The organism is Citrobacter telavivensis (genome assembly GCA_009363175.1).
GTDB lineage: Bacteria > Pseudomonadota > Gammaproteobacteria > Enterobacterales > Enterobacteriaceae > Citrobacter_A > Citrobacter_A telavivensis.
The window spans coordinates 1,957,003-1,977,161 of record CP045205.1 but is presented as its reverse complement, the minus strand read 5'-3'; the positions used below and the strand labels follow the sequence as shown (position 1 = coordinate 1,977,161).

Annotated in this window: 21 protein-coding genes; 10 read left to right on the top strand and 11 right to left on the bottom strand. The window is 54.8% G+C overall.

Features of this window, described 5'->3' with window-relative positions; translation table 11 throughout:
* Positions 1-10: 10 nt before the first annotated feature.
* On the bottom strand, positions 11-70 hold the full coding sequence (gene ypfM, locus GBC03_11650; GenBank protein ID QFS73980.1) for a protein YpfM: 60 nt from the start codon (positions 68-70) through the stop codon (positions 11-13).
* Positions 71-459: 389 nt separating this feature from the next.
* Here ypfM and GBC03_11645 point away from each other — a divergent pair, with 389 nt between their 5' ends.
* Genes GBC03_11645 through GBC03_11635 form a run of 3 tightly spaced genes read left to right on the top strand, consistent with a single transcriptional unit; the run spans position 460 to position 2,174 of the window.
* Positions 460-816 (top strand): ArsC family reductase, encoded by a 357-nt coding sequence (locus GBC03_11645; GenBank protein QFS70815.1) that lies wholly within the window; start codon positions 460-462, stop codon positions 814-816.
* 3 nt (positions 817-819) lie between these two features.
* Positions 820-1,947, top strand: coding sequence for a succinyl-diaminopimelate desuccinylase (dapE, locus tag GBC03_11640; GenBank protein QFS70814.1), 1,128 nt, complete (start codon positions 820-822; stop codon positions 1,945-1,947).
* A 26-nt stretch (positions 1,948-1,973) separates the two neighbouring features.
* Positions 1,974-2,174 carry a hypothetical protein gene (locus GBC03_11635; GenBank protein ID QFS70813.1) on the top strand — a complete coding sequence of 67 codons (201 nt, stop codon included), beginning with the start codon at positions 1,974-1,976 and terminating at the stop codon, positions 2,172-2,174.
* A 36-nt stretch (positions 2,175-2,210) separates the two neighbouring features.
* On the opposite strand, the gene GBC03_11630 is transcribed toward GBC03_11635, so the two are convergent.
* The 6 genes from GBC03_11630 to dapA all read right to left on the bottom strand — a co-directional run bounded on the left by GBC03_11630 (position 2,211) and on the right by dapA (position 8,754).
* Complete coding sequence (locus GBC03_11630) at positions 2,211-2,909, bottom strand: esterase (protein ID QFS70812.1); 699 nt, start codon at positions 2,907-2,909, stop codon at positions 2,211-2,213.
* A 73-nt stretch (positions 2,910-2,982) separates the two neighbouring features.
* A complete protein-coding gene (locus GBC03_11625) occupies positions 2,983-4,992 on the bottom strand; it encodes a GNAT family N-acetyltransferase (GenBank protein QFS70811.1) in 2,010 nt (669 codons plus the stop codon).
* A 14-nt stretch (positions 4,993-5,006) separates the two neighbouring features.
* Positions 5,007-5,873: a hypothetical protein gene (locus GBC03_11620; protein QFS70810.1), complete on the bottom strand. Its 867-nt coding sequence runs from the start codon at positions 5,871-5,873 to the stop codon at positions 5,007-5,009.
* Between the two features lie 125 nt (positions 5,874-5,998).
* The gene (gene purC / locus GBC03_11615; GenBank protein QFS70809.1) at positions 5,999-6,712 is read right to left on the bottom strand and encodes a phosphoribosylaminoimidazolesuccinocarboxamide synthase; all 714 of its coding nucleotides are present in this window, start codon (positions 6,710-6,712) and stop codon (positions 5,999-6,001) included.
* Between the two features lie 112 nt (positions 6,713-6,824).
* Complete coding sequence (bamC, locus tag GBC03_11610) at positions 6,825-7,859, bottom strand: outer membrane protein assembly factor BamC (GenBank protein ID QFS70808.1); 1,035 nt, start codon at positions 7,857-7,859, stop codon at positions 6,825-6,827.
* Between the two features lie 16 nt (positions 7,860-7,875).
* Complete coding sequence (dapA, locus tag GBC03_11605; protein ID QFS70807.1) at positions 7,876-8,754, bottom strand: 4-hydroxy-tetrahydrodipicolinate synthase; 879 nt, start codon at positions 8,752-8,754, stop codon at positions 7,876-7,878.
* Positions 8,755-8,833: 79 nt separating this feature from the next.
* On the opposite strand from dapA, the gene GBC03_11600 reads away from it, so the two are divergent.
* Both GBC03_11600 and GBC03_11595 read left to right on the top strand, forming a co-directional pair.
* The gene (locus GBC03_11600; GenBank protein QFS70806.1) at positions 8,834-9,472 is read left to right on the top strand and encodes a glycine cleavage system transcriptional repressor; all 639 of its coding nucleotides are present in this window, start codon (positions 8,834-8,836) and stop codon (positions 9,470-9,472) included.
* Entirely contained in the window at positions 9,472-9,942 is a 471-nt protein-coding gene (locus tag GBC03_11595) for a thioredoxin-dependent thiol peroxidase (GenBank protein ID QFS70805.1), read from the top strand. Before GBC03_11600 ends, GBC03_11595 begins: the two co-directional genes overlap by 1 nt.
* Before the next feature lie 139 nt (positions 9,943-10,081).
* Here GBC03_11595 and GBC03_11590 read toward each other — a convergent pair whose 3' ends face one another.
* Positions 10,082-11,146, bottom strand: coding sequence for an AI-2E family transporter (locus GBC03_11590; GenBank protein QFS70804.1), 1,065 nt, complete (start codon positions 11,144-11,146; stop codon positions 10,082-10,084).
* Positions 11,147-11,368: 222 nt separating this feature from the next.
* On the opposite strand from GBC03_11590, the gene GBC03_11585 reads away from it, so the two are divergent.
* Positions 11,369-12,832 carry a beta-barrel assembly-enhancing protease gene (locus GBC03_11585; GenBank protein ID QFS70803.1) on the top strand — a complete coding sequence of 488 codons (1,464 nt, stop codon included), beginning with the start codon at positions 11,369-11,371 and terminating at the stop codon, positions 12,830-12,832.
* A 12-nt stretch (positions 12,833-12,844) separates the two neighbouring features.
* A complete protein-coding gene (gene arsC / locus GBC03_11580) occupies positions 12,845-13,204 on the top strand; it encodes an arsenate reductase (glutaredoxin) (GenBank protein QFS70802.1) in 360 nt (119 codons plus the stop codon).
* Here the strand turns inward: arsC and GBC03_11575 are convergent.
* Positions 13,201-14,046: an XRE family transcriptional regulator gene (locus GBC03_11575; GenBank protein ID QFS70801.1), complete on the bottom strand. Its 846-nt coding sequence runs from the start codon at positions 14,044-14,046 to the stop codon at positions 13,201-13,203. The genes arsC and GBC03_11575 overlap by 4 nt on opposite strands.
* Before the next feature lie 156 nt (positions 14,047-14,202).
* On the opposite strand from GBC03_11575, the gene celB reads away from it, so the two are divergent.
* The 3 genes from celB to GBC03_11560 are packed head-to-tail and all read left to right on the top strand — an operon-like array spanning position 14,203 to position 17,915.
* Positions 14,203-15,522, top strand: a complete 1,320-nt coding sequence (celB, locus tag GBC03_11570) for a PTS cellobiose transporter subunit IIC (protein ID QFS70800.1) — start codon at positions 14,203-14,205, stop codon at positions 15,520-15,522.
* 3 nt (positions 15,523-15,525) lie between these two features.
* Positions 15,526-16,482: a N(4)-(beta-N-acetylglucosaminyl)-L-asparaginase gene (locus GBC03_11565; GenBank protein QFS70799.1), complete on the top strand. Its 957-nt coding sequence runs from the start codon at positions 15,526-15,528 to the stop codon at positions 16,480-16,482.
* Positions 16,482-17,915 carry a leucyl aminopeptidase family protein gene (locus GBC03_11560; GenBank protein ID QFS70798.1) on the top strand — a complete coding sequence of 478 codons (1,434 nt, stop codon included), beginning with the start codon at positions 16,482-16,484 and terminating at the stop codon, positions 17,913-17,915. Before GBC03_11565 ends, GBC03_11560 begins: the two co-directional genes overlap by 1 nt.
* An 89-nt stretch (positions 17,916-18,004) precedes the next feature.
* On the opposite strand, the gene hda is transcribed toward GBC03_11560, so the two are convergent.
* Both hda and uraA read right to left on the bottom strand, forming a co-directional pair.
* The gene (gene hda, locus GBC03_11555) at positions 18,005-18,751 is read right to left on the bottom strand and encodes a DnaA inactivator Hda (GenBank protein QFS70797.1); all 747 of its coding nucleotides are present in this window, start codon (positions 18,749-18,751) and stop codon (positions 18,005-18,007) included.
* A 49-nt stretch (positions 18,752-18,800) separates the two neighbouring features.
* Positions 18,801-20,090, bottom strand: coding sequence for a uracil permease (gene uraA, locus GBC03_11550; protein ID QFS70796.1), 1,290 nt, complete (start codon positions 20,088-20,090; stop codon positions 18,801-18,803).
* Positions 20,091-20,159 lie beyond the last annotated feature (69 nt).

The following is a 20,159-nucleotide window of genomic DNA, read 5'->3' as shown; positions in this document are numbered from 1 at the left end:
TTCCAGAAATTTATTTGCGAAGCATCACTTCAATAAAATCTTTCCAGTTCCCCAGTTCGCGTTCAATCATAACAACCTCTGCTTTTTATTATGGGCATTCTACAAAAATATTATCTCCTGGTGAAGACAAATTAACCAATTGCTGTGATTACATCCTCCGGGGTGTGGGGTAATGTCATCACTATGGCGCGCTACCCATAAATTTTATGTGACATACAGCAATAATTCGACACAATCATACGTTATCTGGTACTCCTTCAATTTTGATTAAAAAACAGGTGGCTGCAAGTGGGAAATTCCGAATTTTGATTAAGCCGTAAATCTCCCCGGATTCAGGAATTATTATTCACATTACTTCAACAATGTTATATTTACCGATCACGATTAAATGACAAAATGTATTATCGGACGTAACGATATTGATGACTATATAGTCAATTTACGTTAATAAGGATGCAAATGATTACCCTCTACGGTATTAAAAATTGCGACACCATTAAAAAGGCCCGCCGTTGGCTGGAAGCGCGTGGCATTGACTACCGTTTTCACGATTATCGTGTCGATGGTCTGGACAACACACTTCTCACTTCATTTATCAATGAATTAGGTTGGGAGTCGCTTCTCAACACCCGTGGAACAACGTGGCGCAAGCTGGACGAAACCACGCGCAGTCACATCACAGATGCAGCGTCTGCCGCCGCATTAATGACTGAAATGCCGGCAATCATCAAACGCCCATTGCTCTGCGCGCCCGGGAAGCCTATGCTGCTGGGTTTTAGTGAATCCAGTTATCAGCAGTTTTTTGACGAGGTGTAGTCTATGTCGTGCCCGGTTATTGAGCTGACACAGCAGCTTATTCGCCGCCCTTCCCTGAGCCCAGATGATGCGGGATGTCAGGCGTTGATGATTGAACGCCTGCGCGCGATCGGTTTTACCGTTGAGCGTATGGATTTTGCCGATACTCAGAATTTTTGGGCATGGCGCGGACAGGGTGAGACGCTGGCGTTTGCCGGTCACACCGACGTTGTGCCTGCGGGCGATGCCGATCGCTGGATCAACCCGCCTTTTGAGCCAACTATTCGCGACGGGATGTTGTTCGGTCGCGGCGCGGCGGATATGAAAGGTTCGCTGGCGGCCATGGTGGTGGCGGCAGAGCGCTTTGTCGCTCAGCACCCAAACCACAAAGGACGTCTGGCGTTTCTGATCACCTCAGATGAAGAGGCCAGCGCAAAAAACGGCACCGTCAAGGTTGTCGACGCGCTGATGGCGCGTAATGAGCGCCTGGATTACTGTCTGGTCGGCGAACCCTCAAGCACCGAAGTGGTTGGTGACGTGGTGAAGAACGGTCGTCGCGGCTCACTGACCTGCAACCTGACCATTCATGGCGTGCAGGGGCATGTCGCCTATCCGCATCTGGCGGATAACCCGGTACACCGCGCCGCGCCGATGCTTAATGAACTGGTAAGCATTGAGTGGGATCAGGGCAATGAATTTTTCCCGGCCACCAGCATGCAGATTGCCAACGTCCAGGCTGGCACCGGTAGCAATAACGTCATCCCCGGGGAACTGTTCGTGCAGTTCAACTTCCGTTTCAGTACCGAACTGACCGATGAGATGATCAAAGCGCGGGTGCACGCGCTGCTCGAAAAACATCAGTTGCGCTATACGGTAGACTGGTGGCTCTCCGGTCAGCCGTTCCTGACCGATCGCGGGAAGCTGGTGGATGCCGTCGTGAACGCCATCGAGCACTATAATGAAATTAAACCGCAGTTGCTGACCACGGGCGGTACGTCTGATGGACGGTTTATCGCTCGCATGGGAGCACAGGTCGTGGAGCTGGGTCCGGTGAATGCCACGATTCATAAAATCAATGAATGCGTGAACGCCGCCGACCTGCAGCTACTTGCCCGTATGTATCAACGTATTATGGAACAACTCGTCGCCTGACGAGGTTCCTGCAAGAGGTAACGCGCATGGACTGGTTGGCAAAATATTGGTGGATTCTGGTGCTGGTGTTTTTGGTAGGTGTGCTGCTGAACGTGATCAAGGATCTCAAACGCGTCGACCACAAAAAATTCCTCGCCAATAAGCCGGAACTTCCTCCGCATCGTGACTTTAACGATAAGTGGGATGACGACGACGATTGGCCGAAGAAAGACCAACCGAAGAAATAACCAAAGGCCGGAAGGGATCCCTTCCGGCCTTGTCTTTTAGATCATCTCAATCACGTCATCATCATTTGGCGTACCGCCGCTGAGCGCTTCATCAAAGTAGTGCTTCGGCACGGTATAGCGCAAATGATCGAGGGCAAACTGCATGCTACGGTCGTCTATCGCGTGACCGAGGTCTTCCACGATATCCAGCGTGACATCTCCACCTACACTTAACAGCGCGTCCTGAGCGGCCACCGCATGCGAAAGTTCAATCACCCGATCTTCACCACCGTGGATCAGATGGAAAGTGGTGGCGGTCGACGCGGTTTCCGGCAGGCTGGCATAGCGTCCGTTAAACGCAATCACCCGCGAGGCAAGGCCCGGCTCGGCTTTGATGCTCTCCAGCGCCATAATTGCCCCCTGAGAGAAACCAATCAGCGCCGTGGCATTAGCCCCTACGCCACTCTGTTTTTGCCAGTAGCGCACCGTTTCGATAAATACCGGCATGATCGCGTCAATCCGCGCCTGGCGATTCTCTTCCGTCACCCCTTGCACTGAAAACCACTGACGCCCGGATGCCGGACCGCTCGGCTCAACGCCACCGATGCTGACCACCAGCGCGTCCGGGAAGAGAGGGGCAAACCACGAACCGATCTCACCCATTGCGACGGGGTTATCGCCCACGCCATGAAACAGCAGCAACAGCTGTTGAGCAGGTTGGGTCGGACTTTGAACAACAAAATGGTCATGTTTCATGGCGGTCTCCTTAACTGATGCCGTTAATTCTACGCTGCTCAATCGCAATGACCATGCCAGAAAATTGAAGGAGTTAGTGAAAAAATTGCCATTGCAGAATGCGATTACGGTCATGATCGGTCCGCTCGGGGTCCAGCGCGGTTAACGCCTGCGTCGCCTCTTCTCGCTGACGCTTCAGCAGTGCTTTACGCCCTGAAAGGCGCAACGTCAGACAGAGATCTGCATCGCTAAGCCGCGCTTGCAGGCTGCCCCGCAGCGCCGGTAACGGCAGCGTGCTGGTCGCCAGCAGGCGGCTCAAACCGCCAAGCGAGGTCAACAACGGACGATGTGCGAAGGCAAACCCCGCCAGCGTCAGCCAGTCATCTTCATTAAGCGTAGTCGTTTTCAACGGCTCAACCGGAATCGCCTCCCCATTCCACCGCGCAAGAATGTCGGCATCGCGACGTAAGCGGTGATGCTCATATTCAGCCAGACGTCTTCCCGCCGCGTTTAGCGGCAGGAGTGCCATTGAGGTATAGCAGCCGCTGCTGGCCTCCTTGTGATTCCCTACGCGCACCAGGATGAAACCGCAGCGCTGCCAGAAGCGCCACAGCTCAGGCGTATAGCCAAAACTAACGGAAAGGTAGTCACAGTTTGCCGCATGAGCCTGCGCGATCAGCTGTTGTCCAATACCCTCGCGCTGACGTCCCGGATGGACGGCGATGCGGCTGATCCGACGACCAGTCAAGGTCGCCGCCAGCGGATCGCCGCCGTGCGCCGCCAGCGACTGCGCGACGAGATTCCCCCGAGGTCGCCGAAATCCCGCCCAGACGGCCTGGCTGAGTTCGGGAGCAAGGCCGCCTTCCTCAACCAGCCAAAGCGCCCCGACGATTTGCCCATCACAGGCGGCGTTGAAAAAATGCTGGCCCGGCGCATCCATCATTCGGCGTAGATCCAGTGGAGAGGTGCGGTAATGCGCCCCGGAAAGCAGTCGATAGACCGCCAGAGGCATTTCCGGCCTTGTACGCCAGGCGTCCTGTTCGAAAGGGGCAATCGTAATGCTGCCCTGCGGCGTGGCCGCAAAACGGTCATCATCAAAAACCAGCGCGTCGCTGACCCATTTCTCCAGCGGGCAGCCCTGCGCCCAGCGAACGGGTTGCCGGAGTTCATAACGCTGTAGTTTTGGAAAGCGGGCGCAGAACTTCAACAAAAAGCCGCGTCCGGTACCTTCGTAGCCCTGTACCGTTGTGGTCAACAGGGTGCGCGGGAAACGGGAAACAAGGCGCAGAAGGAGCGGCGCGGGGATCGCCGCGGCTTCGTCTACCACCAACCAGTCGGCGCGCACCTCCGTACTCAGCAGCGCATCCGGTGCCATAAAGCAGAAGTTGTCGCCGGCAAACTGAGCCAGCACGTCCGTTGCCGCTTTTGCCGGCGCGGTCACGATAGCGCTGCCCTTGATGCGCGAAATCAACTGCCCCGCCAGCGCCGATTTACCGCGCCCACGCGCGGCGGTGACCGTGGCGATCCCTTCGGGCATCTGTAACAACTGCGCCAGAATAGCCGCCTGTTCAGGCAGCGGCGCACCGGTTGCGGACTGCCAGTGGGGACGTTCAGGAAAATGTGGTACACAAAACGGCTGAGACTGCTGCCAGCACAGCGTCTGCTCATCCGCCGCAATGAGTCGACGGATGTGATCGATAAAATGGGGGGTCGCAATAGGTTGCGCGCAGTCGCTCCAGCGCAGCGAATCCGTATCAGGGCAGTGATGCCAGCGCGCCAGTGGCGGCGCAAGTAGCACCAGCCAACTGCCCGCTCGCAGCGTTCCGCTTAACGCGGCAAAGGCCGCCGCATCAAACCCTGCCAGCGCATCGAAGATGGCATGGCGGAATTCGCGCCCCAGGAGCGTTTGCAGCGCCAGCGGCGTGCAGCAGGGTTCAGCGGACGCACCAGGGGAAACCCATAGCCAGTCGCCGGGTAATGTGTTACGCAGGCGCTGCGCCTGTTCATGACACCAGGACGCCTCGCCGCTCAGCACCAGCAGACGACGAATCCCCTCCCGGGTCATTTGTGCGGTTAACGCATTCAGCGCGGTATAACCAGACATCCCTGCCTCAGAAGTTAAAAACCTTTGCCAAAGGTATTACATTGCGCCGGGTTGCCGCTATCAAAACCGCGCTTAAACCAGCTATAGCGCTGCTCTGACGTTCCATGGGTGAAACTGTCCGGAACGACGCGGCCCTGACTTTGCTGCTGGAGACGATCGTCACCAATCGCTTCGGCGGCATTCAGCGCCTCTTCCAGATCGCCAGACTCCAGAACGCCCTGCTGCTGCATACTGTTACCCCAGACGCCAGCAAAGCAGTCCGCCTGCAGTTCCATACGCACAGAGAGTTGGTTGACTTCCGCCTGCGAGGCGTTCTGCTGCATCTGACGTACTTTCGGTTCGATGCCCAGCAGTTTCTGGACGTGATGTCCCACTTCGTGAGCAATCACATAGCCCTGAGCGAAATCCCCCTCCGCGCCCAGTTTTTCTTTCATGTCATCGTAGAAGGAGAGATCGATATAGACCGTGCCATCCGCCGGGCAGTAAAACGGCCCCATAATGGATTGTCCGGTACCGCAACCGGTACGCGTCGCCCCACGGTACATCACGAGTTTTGGCGGTTGGTAGGTGCGGCCCATTTTTTCAAACTGTTGACCCCAGGAGTCTTCCGTTGTCGCCAGAATCACCGAGGTAAATTTTGCCGCTTCGTCTTCATTCGGGCTAATGGAACGCGAAGACTGCTGCGGTGAGACCGGTTGTCCCGTCATCAGTCCCGTTAAATCGACACCGTAATACCCGGCAACCAGCACGACGATGAGCAGAATAATCCCGCCTTTGCCGCTCGGCAGACGAAACCCTGGCCCGCCCAGAGAAGGACCGCCACCCGAGTTGCTGCGCCTGTCTTCCACATTGTCACTTTCACGACGCCCTTGCCAGCGCATACTCACCTCAACAATATATTCGTTATGATGATGATCGTAGGCGGTTCAGCGCAAGATTACCACAGGAAAGCGCGATTGAAGTGCGCAGAGCAGGCCGGAGAATGTTCCCCGGCCCGAAAGGCGAGTTAGTCGAGATTCACACCCAGACGACGTGCGACGGTTTCATAGGCTTCAATCAGGCCACCCAGGCTCTGACGGAAACGGTCTTTGTCCATTTTTTCGAGGGTCTCTTTATCCCACAGACGGCTGCCGTCCGGAGAGAATTCATCACCGAGAACCACTTCACCTTTGTACAGACCGAACTCCAGTTTGAAGTCGACGAGGATCAGCCCCGCATCATCGAACAGTTTTTTCAGCACGTCATTCGCTTTATAGGTCAGCTCTTTCATTCGTGCCAGATTCTCTTTGCTCACCCAACCAAAGGTTTCGCAGTAGGAATCGTTGACCATCGGGTCATGCATTGCATCGTTTTTCAGGAACAGGTCGAATAACGGCGGATTCAGTTCGATGCCCTCTTCAATACCCAGACGTTTAACCAGAGAGCCTGCCGCACGGTTACGCACCACGCACTCGACCGGCACCATATCCAGCTTTTTCACCAGACATTCGGTATCGGAAAGCAGTCGCTCCATCTGCGTCGGGATACCCGCTTCGGCCAGTTTGGTCATGATGAAATAATTAAACTTATTATTTACCATGCCTTTACGATCAAACTGCTCAATGCGTGCGCCATCCCCTGCTGACGTATCATTGCGGAATTCGAGCACCAACAGGTCCGGGTTTTCCGTGCTGTATACGGTCTTCGCTTTACCACGATACAACTCAGCTTGCTTTTGCATCTTCATTACTCCTGGGTGTGATCATTTGTATTCAAAACGGGGAATATTATGCCACGCACACGTTTGCGTAGCACGGAAATAAAAAGGGCCGGATTTCTCCAGCCCTGTTTTTTTACTTGCTAAACGCTGCCTGGAAGATAGCAACCAGCGCGTCGTTCTGGCTCTGCGTCAGGGTATGCCCCTTCGGATCGATAAACTGCAAGCTGCTGCGGTTATCTAAATCACCGACCTGCAGTTTGTAGTCACCGGAAGAGAGCCCAGGATCGCGAGCGCCCAGTTCCTGCCAGCCGCTGTCGGACAGCGGTTTGTAGGTTACTGCCAGGCTCCCCTGCGAACGCGTGCTGTCGGTCACTTTCATACCGACTTTCTCCAGTACTGCCGGGAGGCGCTGCCAAACGGCGTTGAACGGACCACGCACCACCAGCATCGGTAAACCGGTGTCATCGGCGGCGCTCTGCACGTCCATCGTAGCGGTAGAACGGTTCTGCGCGGCATTCGCGGCATCTGTCGCGGTCTTATCGAGCCCCGCAGAAATCACGTTCATCATCTCAGTGCTGTAACGCTGCAGTGAAGCGGCGTCCGCAACAGGTTTACCAGCCTGCTCAAGGTTCACCAGTTTCACCATCACCGCCTGCTGATAGCCCTGCGGTTTAACCGAGATTTGATAACGACCACGATACTGCTCGTCTTCGTCCAGACGGTTCCAGTCAATCCAACCTGTCGTCAGCGTCTGGCTGGCATCATCACGTTTTTCAATCGTGTAGTTTTTAGACTGAATCACGCTGACCACCTGCGGCCACAGCGTATTTCCACGCCCATTCTCCACCAGCAGCGTTGCAGTATCGCCCGCAAACTGGGTCCGGGCCCCGGAGACCAGCGCCAGCGGCTGTGCCGGCGGACGGATATCCAGCGCTTTTCCTACCGCACCACTGCCGTTGGTGACCGGAATGTTGTAGTCGCTCGTGGTCACCGGCAAAATCATACCGGCAGGCGCATGAAGTTCAGCAAGCGGTGCGGCTTCCAGATAGGATTCATCACCACTCACCTGGCGCTTATAGCGCGAGTCAGAACTACAGGCCGCGAGCAGCAAAACAAGCGAAACACCCGCAACCCTGGCCAGGCGCGACTTTTGTACTGAGTAAGCCATCAAATCTCCCTAAACTTTACAGCAAACCGGCATGCTTGAGCGCCGCTTTGACAATTTCACGACCATTGTCCGTGATCGGTGTCATCGGCAAGCGCAGCGTATCGGTCGCCACAAGGCCCAACGCCTTACATGCCCATTTCACTGGGATAGGGTTGGGTTCGACAAACAGTTTGTTATGTAACGGCATCAGACGCTGGTTAATGGCACGCGCCTCGGCAAAGTGCCCTTCTGCTGCCAGTTTGCACATTTCCGCCATGTCACGCGCCGCAACGTTAGACGTCACGGAGATCACGCCATGACCGCCTAACTGCATAAAATCCATCGCGGTCGCGTCATCGCCGCTGAGCAGCAGAAAATCATCTGAAACCAGCTCTTTGATCTGGTGAACCCGACTTAAGTTCCCTGTCGCCTCTTTAATTGCGACAATATTTTTTAATTCCGCCAGACGGCCAACGGTTTCCGGCAGCATATCGCAACCGGTACGGGATGGCACATTATACAGAATTTGTGGCAGGTCAGTATGTTCAGCGATGGCTTTGAAATGCTGGAACAGACCTTCCTGAGTCGGACGGTTGTAGTAAGGCGTCACCGTCAGACAGCCGACAATCCCGCTGTCATTGAAACGCTGCGTCAGACTAATGGCTTCTGCGGTCGCGTTTGCGCCCGTTCCGGCAATCACCGGGATACGTCCATCAGCCAGCTCCAGCGTCATCATCACCACGTCGCCATGTTCGTCATGACTAAGCGTGGCAGACTCACCGGTGGTGCCAACAGAAACGATCGCCGAGGTGCCGCTGGCGACATGATAATCAATCAGTTTTTTCAGGCTTGACCGGCAGACATTACCTTTTTCATCCATCGGTGTAACAAGCGCGACAATACTTCCCGTGAACATGGGCCATCCTCTGTGCAAACAAGTGTCTCAATGTTACGTTTGGTACGACAATAAAAGCAAGCGACGAGAGCCCTTCTGATTGTTGTATGCAGGTTTTTTTTATGCTTTCCTTATGATTACCCCACCTCTCAAAGGAAGAACAGGTTTGACACCTTCATCGCAACATTACCTGGTTATTACTGCGCTGGGTGCCGATCGCCCGGGAATTGTGAACACGATCACCCGCCATGTCAGCAGTTGCGGCTGTAATATCGAAGACAGTCGCCTGGCCATGTTGGGCGATGAGTTTACGTTTATCATGCTGCTGTCGGGTACCTGGAATGCCATCACCCTGATCGAATCGACCCTGCCGTTGAAAGGTGCAGAGCTGGATTTACTGATTGTGATGAAACGTACGACGGCGCATCCCCGCCCGCCAATGCCGGCAACGGTATGGGTACAGGTCGATGTGCCGGATTCGCCACATTTAATTGAACGATTTACGGCCCTGTTCGATAACCATCGTATGAACATCGCGGAACTGGTTTCGCGCACGCAACCTGCTGAAAATGATAAGGTGGCGCAGTTATACATCCAGATTACCGCCCACAGTCCGGCGTCAGATGATGCTGCAAATATTGAGCAGGCCTTCAAAGCACTATGTACAGAACTCAATGCACAAGGCAGTATTAACGTTGTTAATTATTCACAACATGATGAACAGGATGGAGTTAAGTAATGAATCCACTGAAAGCCGGTGACATCGCACCGAAATTTAGCTTGCCGGATCAAGACGGGGAACAAGTAAATTTGACCGACTTCCAGGGACAGCGTGTGCTGGTCTATTTCTATCCGAAAGCCATGACGCCAGGCTGTACCGTTCAGGCCTGTGGCCTGCGAGATAACATGGATGAGCTGAAAAAAGCGGGTGTGGACGTGCTGGGTATCAGCACGGATAAACCTGAAAAGCTTTCCCGTTTTGCCGAAAAAGAGCTGCTTAACTTTACCCTGCTGTCCGACGAGGATCATCAGGTCTGCGAGCAGTTTGGCGTCTGGGGCGAGAAATCCTTTATGGGGAAAACCTATGACGGGATCCATCGCATCAGCTTCCTGATTGACGCGAACGGCAAGGTTGAACACGTTTTCGATGATTTTAAAACCAGCAATCACCACGATGTGGTGCTGAACTGGCTGAAAGAAAACGCCTGATTTTCGCGCTGCCGGATGACGGCTAACGTTCTGTCCGGCCTACAGTGTGTAGGCCGGGTAATTTGCTGCCTGTTCAAACGTCCTTTTTACGCACGCCTTTTTATCTCGCACCATCCGCTTATCTTTCGCCCGGAGCGCATTACGACTCGTCAACAACCTGCGCATCCGGCCAGGCATGGACAACGGCCTTGATGAGAGTCGCCAACGGAATAGCGAAGAAAACCCCCCAAAATCCCCACAGTCCGCCAAAGATCACTACCGACAGGATAATCACCAGCGGATGCAGATTCACCGCTTCAGAAAACAGCACCGGCACCAGCAGGTTGCCGTCCAGCGCCTGGATAATCAAATAGACGGCGAAACAACTCCAGAATTCGGTCCCCAGACCAAACTGGAACAGCGCCACGCCAACCACTGGGATGGTCACCACAAAAGCGCCGATATAGGGAATGAGCACAGAAAACCCTACCAACACAGCCAGCAGCAGCGAGTAGTTCAGGCCAAACAGCAGGAAACCAAGCCAGGTCGCTACGCCCACCACCATCATCTCCAGCACTTTACCGCGAATATAGTTGGTAATTTGCTGGTTCATCTCCTTCCAGACCTGTCCTGCCAGACCGCGATTGCGCGGCAGCACGCGACGCACGGCGTTTAGCATCTGATCTTTGTCTTTAACGAGGAAGAACACCATTAGCGGCACCAGCACCAGATAAACTGCCAGGGTCAGCAAGCCGACCAGAGAGGCCAGCGAATACTTCACCACCGAATCGCCCATTGTCAGCATGCGAGTGCGCATGTTTTCCGCCATGGCATCGATGATGCCCGCATCCATTAAGGCCGGATAACGACGCGGCAGGGTGGCGGCAAAATCCGACAGTTTATTCAACATGCCAGGCATGTCGCGAATCAGTAAGATCCCCTGTTGCCATGCCACTGGCATCACCACAAAGGCCATGAGCAATAGAATGCCGACAAATACAATCAGCACAAGAGAGGTCGCCCAGCGGCGCGAGCAGCCGATGGCTTCGAGACGCACCGTTGGCCATTCCAGCAGATAAGCCAGCACAATGGCGACCAGCAGCGGCGCCAGTAATCCGCTAAAAAAGAAAAGAATGCCAAACCCGGCGACCAGAATAACCAGCAAGGCAATCGCCTCGGGGTCGCTAAAGCGACGGCGATACCATTGCATCAACATTTCGAGCATAAAACCTTCCCTGAACCTCAATAGCGGGATTGCGATCCCGAATTGTATCGAAATGTCACAAAAAAGACTTCGCTTTTTATTGCTGATTCTGGAAACTGAAAAGTCATTTGTGCAGGGTATTCATCGACAAATTTCGCCGTTACACTGCCTGTGTCGGCTAAACGGAACGATACAGCCCGGCATCGGTCAAATGACTATCTCAAAGAAAACAGGACAGAGGTTATGTTCAGGCAGTTCAAGAAAAACCTGGTGGCGACCCTCATTGCCGCGCTGACCCTGGGTCAGGTGGCTCCCGCGTTCGCAGACTCTGCGGACAACCTGCCGGACATGGGAACCTCGGCGGCCAGCACGCTCTCCATCGGGCAGGAAATGCAGATGGGAGATTATTATGTACGCCAGTTGCGCGGCAGCGCGCCGCTGATTAACGATCCGCTACTGGTTCAGTACATTAATAGCTTAGGTATGCGTCTGGTTTCACACGCCGATTCGGTTAAGACGCCCTTCCATTTCTTTTTGATCAATAACGATGAAATCAACGCCTTTGCTTTTTTTGGCGGTAACGTCGTGCTGCACTCCGCGCTGTTTCGCTATTCCGACAACGAAAGTCAGCTCGCCTCCGTCATGGCGCACGAAATCTCACACGTCACCCAGCGCCACCTGGCGCGCGCTATGGAAGATCAGAAACGCAACGCACCGCTGACCTGGGTTGGCGCACTAGGCTCCATTCTGTTAGCGATGGCTAACCCACAGGCCGGGATGGCCGCACTCACCGGTACGCTGGCGGGAAGTCGTCAGGGGATGATCAGTTTTACCCAGCAGAACGAACAGGAAGCCGACCGTATCGGCATTCAAGTCTTACAACGTTCCGGATTCGATCCTCAGGCAATGCCAACCTTCCTGGAAAAACTGCTCGACCAGGCGCGTTACTCCTCTCGTCCGCCTGAAATTTTGCTGACCCACCCCCTGCCAGAAAGCCGTCTCTCGGATACCCGCAACCGCGCAAACCAGATGCGTCCGGTGGTCGTGCAATCCTCTGAAGATTTCTACCTGGCGAAAGCGCGAACGCTGGGAATGTATAATTCCGGGCGCAACCAACTGACCAGCGACATGCTGGACGAGTGGGCAAAAGGGAATGTCCGACAACAGCGCGCGGCGCAGTATGGTCGTGCGTTACAGGCGATGGAAGCCAGTAAATACGACGACGCTCGCAAAGCGCTGCAACCGCTGCTGTCTGCAGAACCGAATAACGCCTGGTATCTGGATCTGGCAACCGATATCGACCTCGGACAGAAGAAAACCAACGACGCCATTGCCCGACTGAAAAAGGCGCGTGATTTGCGCGTCAACCCGGTCCTGCAACTCAACCTTGCAAACGCCCTGCTGCAGGGCGGTCAGCCACAAGAAGCGGCGACCATCCTCAACCGCTATACGTTTACTAACAAAGACGACGCCAACGGCTGGGATCTGCTGGCGCAGGCGGAAGCGGCGCTGTTTAACCGCGATCAGGAACTGGCCGCCCGTGCGGAAGGGTATGCGCTGGCGGGCCGTCTCGATCAGGCCATTTCGTTACTGAGCAGTGCCAGTTCGCAGGTGAAACTGGGTAGCCAACAGCAGGCACGTTACGATGCACGCATCGACCAGTTACGCCAGTTGCAGGAACGCTTTAAGCCGTACACGAAAATGTAATAAGGACTCACCATGTCAAAGGCCGTAAAAATCTACCATAACCCGCGTTGCTCAAAGAGCCGCGAAACGCTGAATCTGCTGCAATCGCACGGGGTGGAACCGGAAGTGGTGCTTTACCTGGAAACGCCCGCAGATGCCGCAACGCTGCGTCAGCTGTTGAAGATGTTGGGTATGTCCAGCGCCCGGGAACTGATGCGCCGGAAAGAAGATCTCTACGCATCACTCAACCTGGCAGACAGCAGCCTGAGCGAAGAGGAACTGATTCAGGCAATGGTGGAAAACCCGAAACTGATGGAGCGCCCCATTGTCGTTGCGAACGGCCAGGCGCGCATCGGCCGTCCGCCGGAGCAGGTACTGGACATTATCGGCTAATCACTACGCCGTAGCGCTTCAAGAAAAGCCTGCGGCGTCATCTCCCCCAGTTTTTTTTGCGCCTTGCCAGTATTGTAACTTTCGCTAATCTCTATCAGCAGCCGGCTGGCCGATACATCCTTTACCCGTGGAACGATCGCCGCCAGCGGAAGATTGACCTGGACAGCATTCTGCACGTTCCGGTTTATTTTGTGCGTTATCCCCCGCGCTATCAGCCTCTGTTCCAGCCCAACGCAATTCGCGTCAGTAATGAAAGTCTCAATAGATTGTATATCAACAGGACAGGCCGCCAGTAGCGCATCCAGCCATTTCATGACCAGATGCGGCGAAATCCCCGCATACAAACGCGCATAACACCAGCCGCTCACCGGTTCGCGAGCCCAGAGCAGATGATGCTCCCCGCCATCCTCCATATGCAATGACAGCGGGAGATGGCGTACCTCAAGCAAATGAGGGAACTGCCCGGCCTTCAGTGCTTTTTTTCCCTGCAAACACGCCCCCTGACGCTGCACCATCGCCGGTTTAAGATAACGATTTAGCGTCGCACGAGAGACGCGAATTCCCAGTCCCTCATTGACCAGCAACAGAAGTTCATCTAACGGCGCGCCGGTGGCATCCCGCAGTCCGTTAACCAGCGCAATTTGTTCCTGTCTCATCGCTTTATGTATCACTTTCGGGGTGGTTTGCCGATCGGCAGTCTGCTCACGTTGACGCCAGCGTCTGACCGTAGTGACCGAAATCCCCAGCTCAGCGGCCAGCGCCCTGTCGCTTTTATCCGACTGCTGCAGATAACGTCGGATACGCGGTGTGGTGGTGGCATTGGCATGTAGTTTTATTTCCATCGCCAAATCCTTTTTCGCAAAGATAACTAATCATATGAGATTTACATTTATGTAGCGAACACATTGTGACCAGACTCACCTTTCGACCAGCATCCTTCACTGATAATCCATTGGCATAACACAACTACCCTCAGCCGATCTTGTACGGAGTTCACAATGAACAATGTTCTGGGATTTCTTGAAGCAAAACTGATGCCGCTTGCGGCCAAAACGGCGCAGCAGCGTCACCTGGGTGCGATCCGCGGTGCCTATGTTTCCTTTATGCCGTTTATTATCGTCGGCTCCATTCTGTTGGTTATCTCCTCTTTTCCGAACCAGACCTATCAGCAATTTATGTCTGGCGCGTTTGGCGAAAGCTGGAGCAGCATTATTGAGATCCCGTTCAACGCGGTGTTCTCAACAATGTCACTGTTTATCAGTTTCCTGGTTGCCTACCGTCTGGCGGAACACTACGCTGAAGACCGTATCTCCTGCGGCATTCTGGCGCTGGTCAGCTTTTTGATCCTCACCCCGTTTATCAAAGTTGCGGATAACGGCGGTATCACCGTGATACCTGTGGAGTGGATCGGCACTAAAGGGCTGTTCGTTGCGATGATTGGCTCATTGCTGTGGACGGAATTGTTCTGCTGGCTGAAACGCAAAAAGCTGGTCATCAAGATGCCCGAAGGGGTTCCGCCTGCCGTACAGGAATCGTTCGCCGCGCTGATCCCGGCCCTGTTAGTGATGATCCTGGTGCTGGTCATTCGCATCCTGTTTGAAAATACTCACTACCAGACCATTCACCGGTTTATCTACGACGTGGTTGCAACGCCGGTTCGCCACTATGGCACCTCTTATTTTGGCGCGTTGATGACCGTATTCAGCATCACCATTTTATGGTCGGTGGGCATCAACTCCGGGTCGATGATCAATGGCATTATTCGTCCATTGTGGATGGAGAACCAAACGGATAACATCGCCGCAATTCAGGCGGGCGTTACGCCGCCGCATATTATCACCGAGCAGTTTTTTGACATGATCTGGATGGGCGGGGCTGGCGCAACCTTATCGCTGGTCATCGCGATGCTGATTTTTGCTCGCAGTAAAAATATGCGGGAAGTAGCCCGACTGGGGGCCGGCGCATCGATTTTCAATATTAATGAACCCATTCTGTTCGGTCTGCCGGTTATCATGAACCCTATCATGCTTATCCCGTTCAACCTGGTGCCTCTGGTATTAGTCACCATCCAGTACGTCGCAATGAAAATCGGGGCTGTCGCCGTCACTACCGGGGTGTTCATCCCGTGGACACTGCCGCCGGTTATCAGTGGTTTTATCGTCACAGGCCATCTCAGCGGCAGCGTCATGCAAATCATTAATTTACTGATTGGCGCAATGCTCTATCTGCCCTTCATGCGCATTGTCGATAAACAATACCGCGCGGCGGAAATCGCCACACTGACACAAAACGAGAGCACACCCGTTAAACAGGAGTAAAACATGTGGGGAATTATCGCCACCTGGCGAATGGCGCTTGAAGGCGTTACGGAGGCCGCTTCTGCGCTGTCTGCAGGACAACCGACTGCCCGCGCGGTGGTGGATGCCGTTGCCGCTGTTGAGGACTTCCCATTGTACAAGTCCGTTGGCTACGGCGGGCTGCCAACAGAAAATGGTGAGGTGGAACTGGATGCCGCATTTATGGATGGCGACACGCTGGCGTTCGGCGCCGTGGGAAATCTCGTGGACATCGCGAATCCGGTACGCGTAGCGCACGCCCTGAGCCGCCAGCGCTATAACAGCCTGCTTGTTGGCGAGGGTGCTCGCGAATGGGCGCTTAGCCAGGGGTTTGCTGAAAAAACCATGCTTACCGATCGCGCCATCCAGCACTATCGCAAACGCTGTCGCGAAACGCTGGATAAGGGGCTGAGTCCTTATGACGGCCACGATACCGTCGGAATCATCGGGCTGGACGCACACGGTTCGATGAGCGTGGCGACCTCCACCAGCGGTCTGTTTATGAAAAAACGCGGTCGTCTGGGGGACTCACCGATTATTGGCTCCGGTTTCTACTGTGATAGTCAAATCGGCGCTGCAACCGCCACGGGCGTCGGCGAAGACCTGATGAAGGGCTGCACCAGTTACGAGATCGTTCGCCGTATGGCGCAAGGCATGACGCCGCAGCAGGCAGCGGACTCGGTGGTTTTTGAACTTGAGGACAACCTGATGTCCCGCTTTGGTCGGGTGGGCGATTTGTCTGTCGTTTGTATGAACAACCGGGGAGAGTTTGGCGCGGCGACCAATATCAAAACCTTCACGTTTACCGTTGCCACAGCCAGCCAGCCGCTCACCGTTTATCTCGCTGAACGTCGACACGAAAAGACCCACTACCAGCCTGTCGATGAGGCCTGGATGCAGGCCTATGCGGCACGGATCCGTGCGCCAATAGAGGAAGAATAATGATTACCTATCAGTTGATTCATTCCCTTTCAGAGGCGCAACCCAACGCGCACCTGATTGCTCCGTCCACAAGCCAACCGTTACCGGACAGCACGCTGATAAACGAAATGCGTGCAACGGGTAACATAGCGGACGCCTGTTTCGGCTGCGCCCCCTTCAAACGTATTACCCTTATTCCGCCAGCGCTGTGGCAGGACAACCTGACTGACGGTTTACTGAAGGCCCTGCGTCCACTGTTCGCCACGCCGGCCAGTGCCCGCGTGATTATTGATATCCGCGACATTCACGAAGCCGTGCTGCTTCAGGTTCTGCGTTTTCTGTTCAATCAGGTTTATCGCCTGAATGATCTACAGCTGAAAACAGCAGACAACGCGACGGTGCGACTCTCCCACATCGACGCGCTTTGTTTACCCGGGCAGCAGGAAGCATTAGAGATAATTTTTCGTCAACAGCAGGCCATTGCCAACGGAATGGTCGCCGCCCGCCGTCTTGCCGACATCCCATCCGACTGCTGTACGCCACAGTTTGTCGCCGACCAGGCGCAAGCGCTTTGCGCCGCCTTCCCCACTCTGCGTTGCGAAGTGCTGAATGAGCAGCAGATTGTTGAGCAGGGCCTCGGATTGTTACATGCGGTTGGCAAAGGCGCGGCATGCCCCCCGCGTCTGGTTGCCATTCATTACGATGGCGCAGCCGACGGCCCTGTCCGCTGCTATGTCGGAAAAGGCATCACCTTCGATACAGGAGGACTTTGGCTGAAAGAAGGCGCAGGCATGTACACCATGAAATACGATATGTGCGGCGCGGCAAATGTGTTGGGTCTGCTGCTTAGCGCAGCAGAGTTAAATTTGCCGGTGCGCATGATGGGCGTACTGGCGCTGGCTGAAAATGCCATCGGGCCGAATGCGATGCAACCGGGCAATGTGGCGCGCGCCTGCAACGGTATGACGGTGGAGATTAATAATACCGATGCCGAAGGGCGACTGGTGCTCGCTGACGCCATCGCCTGGACCAGCCAACGCCATCCGCAGGCGCGTTATATCATCGATATGGCGACCTTAACCGGCGCGGTAGTGAAAGCACTGGGATACGAACTGAGCGGGCTGATGACACAGGATGAGTCGCTACGGGATAATCTCACCCGGGCAGGGAAAAAATGTGGCGATGAAGTCTGGTCTTTGCCACTGGACGCGCGCTTGCAGAAACAAACCGAAAGCGCGATTGCCGATCTCTGTAATACGCCCACGAACAATGCCGCGATCAGCGCGTCAGCGGCCTGGCTGTTGCATCATTTTTGTCCGGCAACTATCCCGTGGGCGCATCTCGACGTCAGCGGTACGGCGTTGTGGCGCGAAGGAGGGAAAAGCGTGGCGTCGGGCAGGCCCATTCCACTGCTGATGCAGCATTTGTTTAACGAGCTGGCAGTTGAGAAGTAAACCCCGGCGTTACGGCGTTTGTTCGGCAGCGGATGCCTGATGGCGCTACGCTTATCAGGCCTACTGTGATACGTAACCTTGTATTCCGGCTACAGCTTCAGGATCTCTTTCACGAACGGGATGGTTAATTTGCGCTGCGCGGTGATGGACGCATGATCAAGCTGATCGAGCGTTATAAACAGCGTGCGCATTTCCCTGTCGAGTCGCTTGAGCAAGAAGCGTCCCACGTCTTCCGGGAGTTCAAATCCACGCAGCCGCGCGCGCAACTGCAGCGCCTGCAGTTTGTCTTCATCCGACAGAGGTTGTAGCTTGTAGATTTGTCCCCAGTCCAGACGCGAGGCCAGATCGGGCAGACCGAGGTTTAACTGACGCGGCGGACGATCGCCGGTGATCAGCAACCGCGTTTTTCCAGATTCCAGAATGCGATTGTAGAGATCAAAAATGGCCATCTCCCACAGTTCGTCCCCGGCGACGCATTCGATATTGTCGATGCAGACTAATGAAAGATGTTCCATCCCGTCGAGCACTTCCGGGACAAACCAGGTGCGTTTGTCCAGCGGCACATAGCCCACCGCATCACCACGCTGAGACAGTTCAGCGCACGCGGCGTGCAGTAAATGACTACGGCCCGCGCCTTCACGCGACCAGAGATAGATGTATCCGCTATGATCCTGGCGCAGCACGTTTTGCAGTGCAGCCAGTAAAGAGGCGTTATCCCCCGGCCAGAAACTTGAGAAAGTTTCGTCGTCAGGAAGATAAAGTGGCAAAGAGAGCTGTGCCGGTGTGTTCAGAGAGACCTCAATCCAGATTTCATTCAATCGCGATGAGTTTATCACAGAATTCTGTCGTGTTAGAACCGGGCAGCATCACTGCCCGGATCCCATGTTACTGTTGCGGCGTATCCGCATCTTCCGCGTCCAGCACCACTTCTTCCGGGCGCAGGACAGAGATCAGCTTGAAGATCAGGCTCAGCGCGATCCCAACGATTGTCGCCAGCGCCATCCCTTTCAGCTCCGCCGCACCAATGTGTACCTTCGCCCCGCTGACGCCGATTATCAGGATAACGGAGGTCAGGATCAGGTTCTGCGCTTTGTTGTAATCCACTTTCGATTCAATCAGCACGCGAATACCGGACGCGCCGATCACTCCGTACAACAGCAATGACACCCCGCCCATAACCGGCAGTGGGATTATCTGGATAGCCGCCGCCAGTTTGCCGACGCAGGAGAGCAGAATGGCAAAAATCGCCGCACCGCCGATCACCCAGGTGCTGTAAACACGCGTGATCGCCATTACGCCAATGTTCTCACCGTAAGTGGTGTTCGGCGTGGAGCCAAAGAAGCCGGAAATCACCGTCGACAGACCGTTAGCAAACATCGAGCGATGCAGGCCCGGATCGCGAACCAGATCCTTTTTGACGATATTCGCTGTCACCACCAGGTGACCAACGTGTTCGGCAATCACCACCAGCGCCGCAGGCAGAATGGTCAGAATAGCGAACCACTCAAAGCGAGGAGTGTAGAAGGTCGGCAGTGCAAACCAGTGCGCCTCGGCAATCGGTGTGGTATCGACCACGCCCATCGCAAATGACAACGCATAACCTGCCAGTACCCCAATCAGGATAGGGATGATCGCGAGGAAACCGCGGAACAGCACCGAGCCGAACACGGTAACCGCCAACGTCACCATCGAGATAATGATGGTCTTTGAGTCCGCAGTTTGTCCTTCCGCAGGCAGCAGTCCGGCCATTCCGGCGGCAACGCCTGCCAGTTCCAGACCGATGACGGCAACGATTGCGCCCATTGCCGCAGGAGGAAACATAACGTCCAGCCAGCCGGTACCGGCTTTCTTCACAATGAAAGACACCAGGCAGAACAGCACGCCACACATGATGAAGCCGCCCAGCGCCACTTCATATCCCAACGGCAGCAACAGCAAAACCGGTGAGATAAAGGCGAAGCTTGAGCCTAAATAGGCCGGGATTTTTCCTTTACAGATAAAGAGATACAGCAATGTCCCGATCCCGTTGAATAACAGAACGGTGGCCGGGTTAATATGAAACAGAACTGGCACCAGCACGGTTGCGCCAAACATGGCGAACAGGTGTTGCAAACTAAGCGGGATTGTCTGTAAAAGCGGCGGTCTTTCACTCACCCCGATAGCACGGCGCGTCATAGTGTTTTCCTCTGAGTGTGATGGTCATTAGCTGTTGAGTTGTTTTATTCAAAAAAAAGCCGACTCTTA

Coding starts and splice junctions, on each gene's coding strand:
- GBC03_11645 (QFS70815.1), top strand. CDS start 460: ATGATTACCCTCTACGGTATTAAAAATTGCGACACCATTAAAAAGGCC.
- dapE (QFS70814.1), top strand. CDS start 820: ATGTCGTGCCCGGTTATTGAGCTGACACAGCAGCTTATTCGCCGCCCT.
- GBC03_11635 (QFS70813.1), top strand. CDS start 1,974: ATGGACTGGTTGGCAAAATATTGGTGGATTCTGGTGCTGGTGTTTTTG.
- GBC03_11630 (QFS70812.1), bottom strand. CDS start 2,909: ATGAAACATGACCATTTTGTTGTTCAAAGTCCGACCCAACCTGCTCAA.
- GBC03_11625 (QFS70811.1), bottom strand. CDS start 4,992: ATGTCTGGTTATACCGCGCTGAATGCGTTAACCGCACAAATGACCCGG.
- GBC03_11620 (QFS70810.1), bottom strand. CDS start 5,873: ATGCGCTGGCAAGGGCGTCGTGAAAGTGACAATGTGGAAGACAGGCGC.
- purC (QFS70809.1), bottom strand. CDS start 6,712: ATGCAAAAGCAAGCTGAGTTGTATCGTGGTAAAGCGAAGACCGTATAC.
- bamC (QFS70808.1), bottom strand. CDS start 7,859: ATGGCTTACTCAGTACAAAAGTCGCGCCTGGCCAGGGTTGCGGGTGTT.
- dapA (QFS70807.1), bottom strand. CDS start 8,754: ATGTTCACGGGAAGTATTGTCGCGCTTGTTACACCGATGGATGAAAAA.
- GBC03_11595 (QFS70805.1), top strand. CDS start 9,472: ATGAATCCACTGAAAGCCGGTGACATCGCACCGAAATTTAGCTTGCCG.
- GBC03_11590 (QFS70804.1), bottom strand. CDS start 11,146: ATGCTCGAAATGTTGATGCAATGGTATCGCCGTCGCTTTAGCGACCCC.
- GBC03_11585 (QFS70803.1), top strand. CDS start 11,369: ATGTTCAGGCAGTTCAAGAAAAACCTGGTGGCGACCCTCATTGCCGCG.
- arsC (QFS70802.1), top strand. CDS start 12,845: ATGTCAAAGGCCGTAAAAATCTACCATAACCCGCGTTGCTCAAAGAGC.
- GBC03_11575 (QFS70801.1), bottom strand. CDS start 14,046: ATGGAAATAAAACTACATGCCAATGCCACCACCACACCGCGTATCCGA.
- celB (QFS70800.1), top strand. CDS start 14,203: ATGAACAATGTTCTGGGATTTCTTGAAGCAAAACTGATGCCGCTTGCG.
- GBC03_11565 (QFS70799.1), top strand. CDS start 15,526: ATGTGGGGAATTATCGCCACCTGGCGAATGGCGCTTGAAGGCGTTACG.
- GBC03_11560 (QFS70798.1), top strand. CDS start 16,482: ATGATTACCTATCAGTTGATTCATTCCCTTTCAGAGGCGCAACCCAAC.
- uraA (QFS70796.1), bottom strand. CDS start 20,090: ATGACGCGCCGTGCTATCGGGGTGAGTGAAAGACCGCCGCTTTTACAG.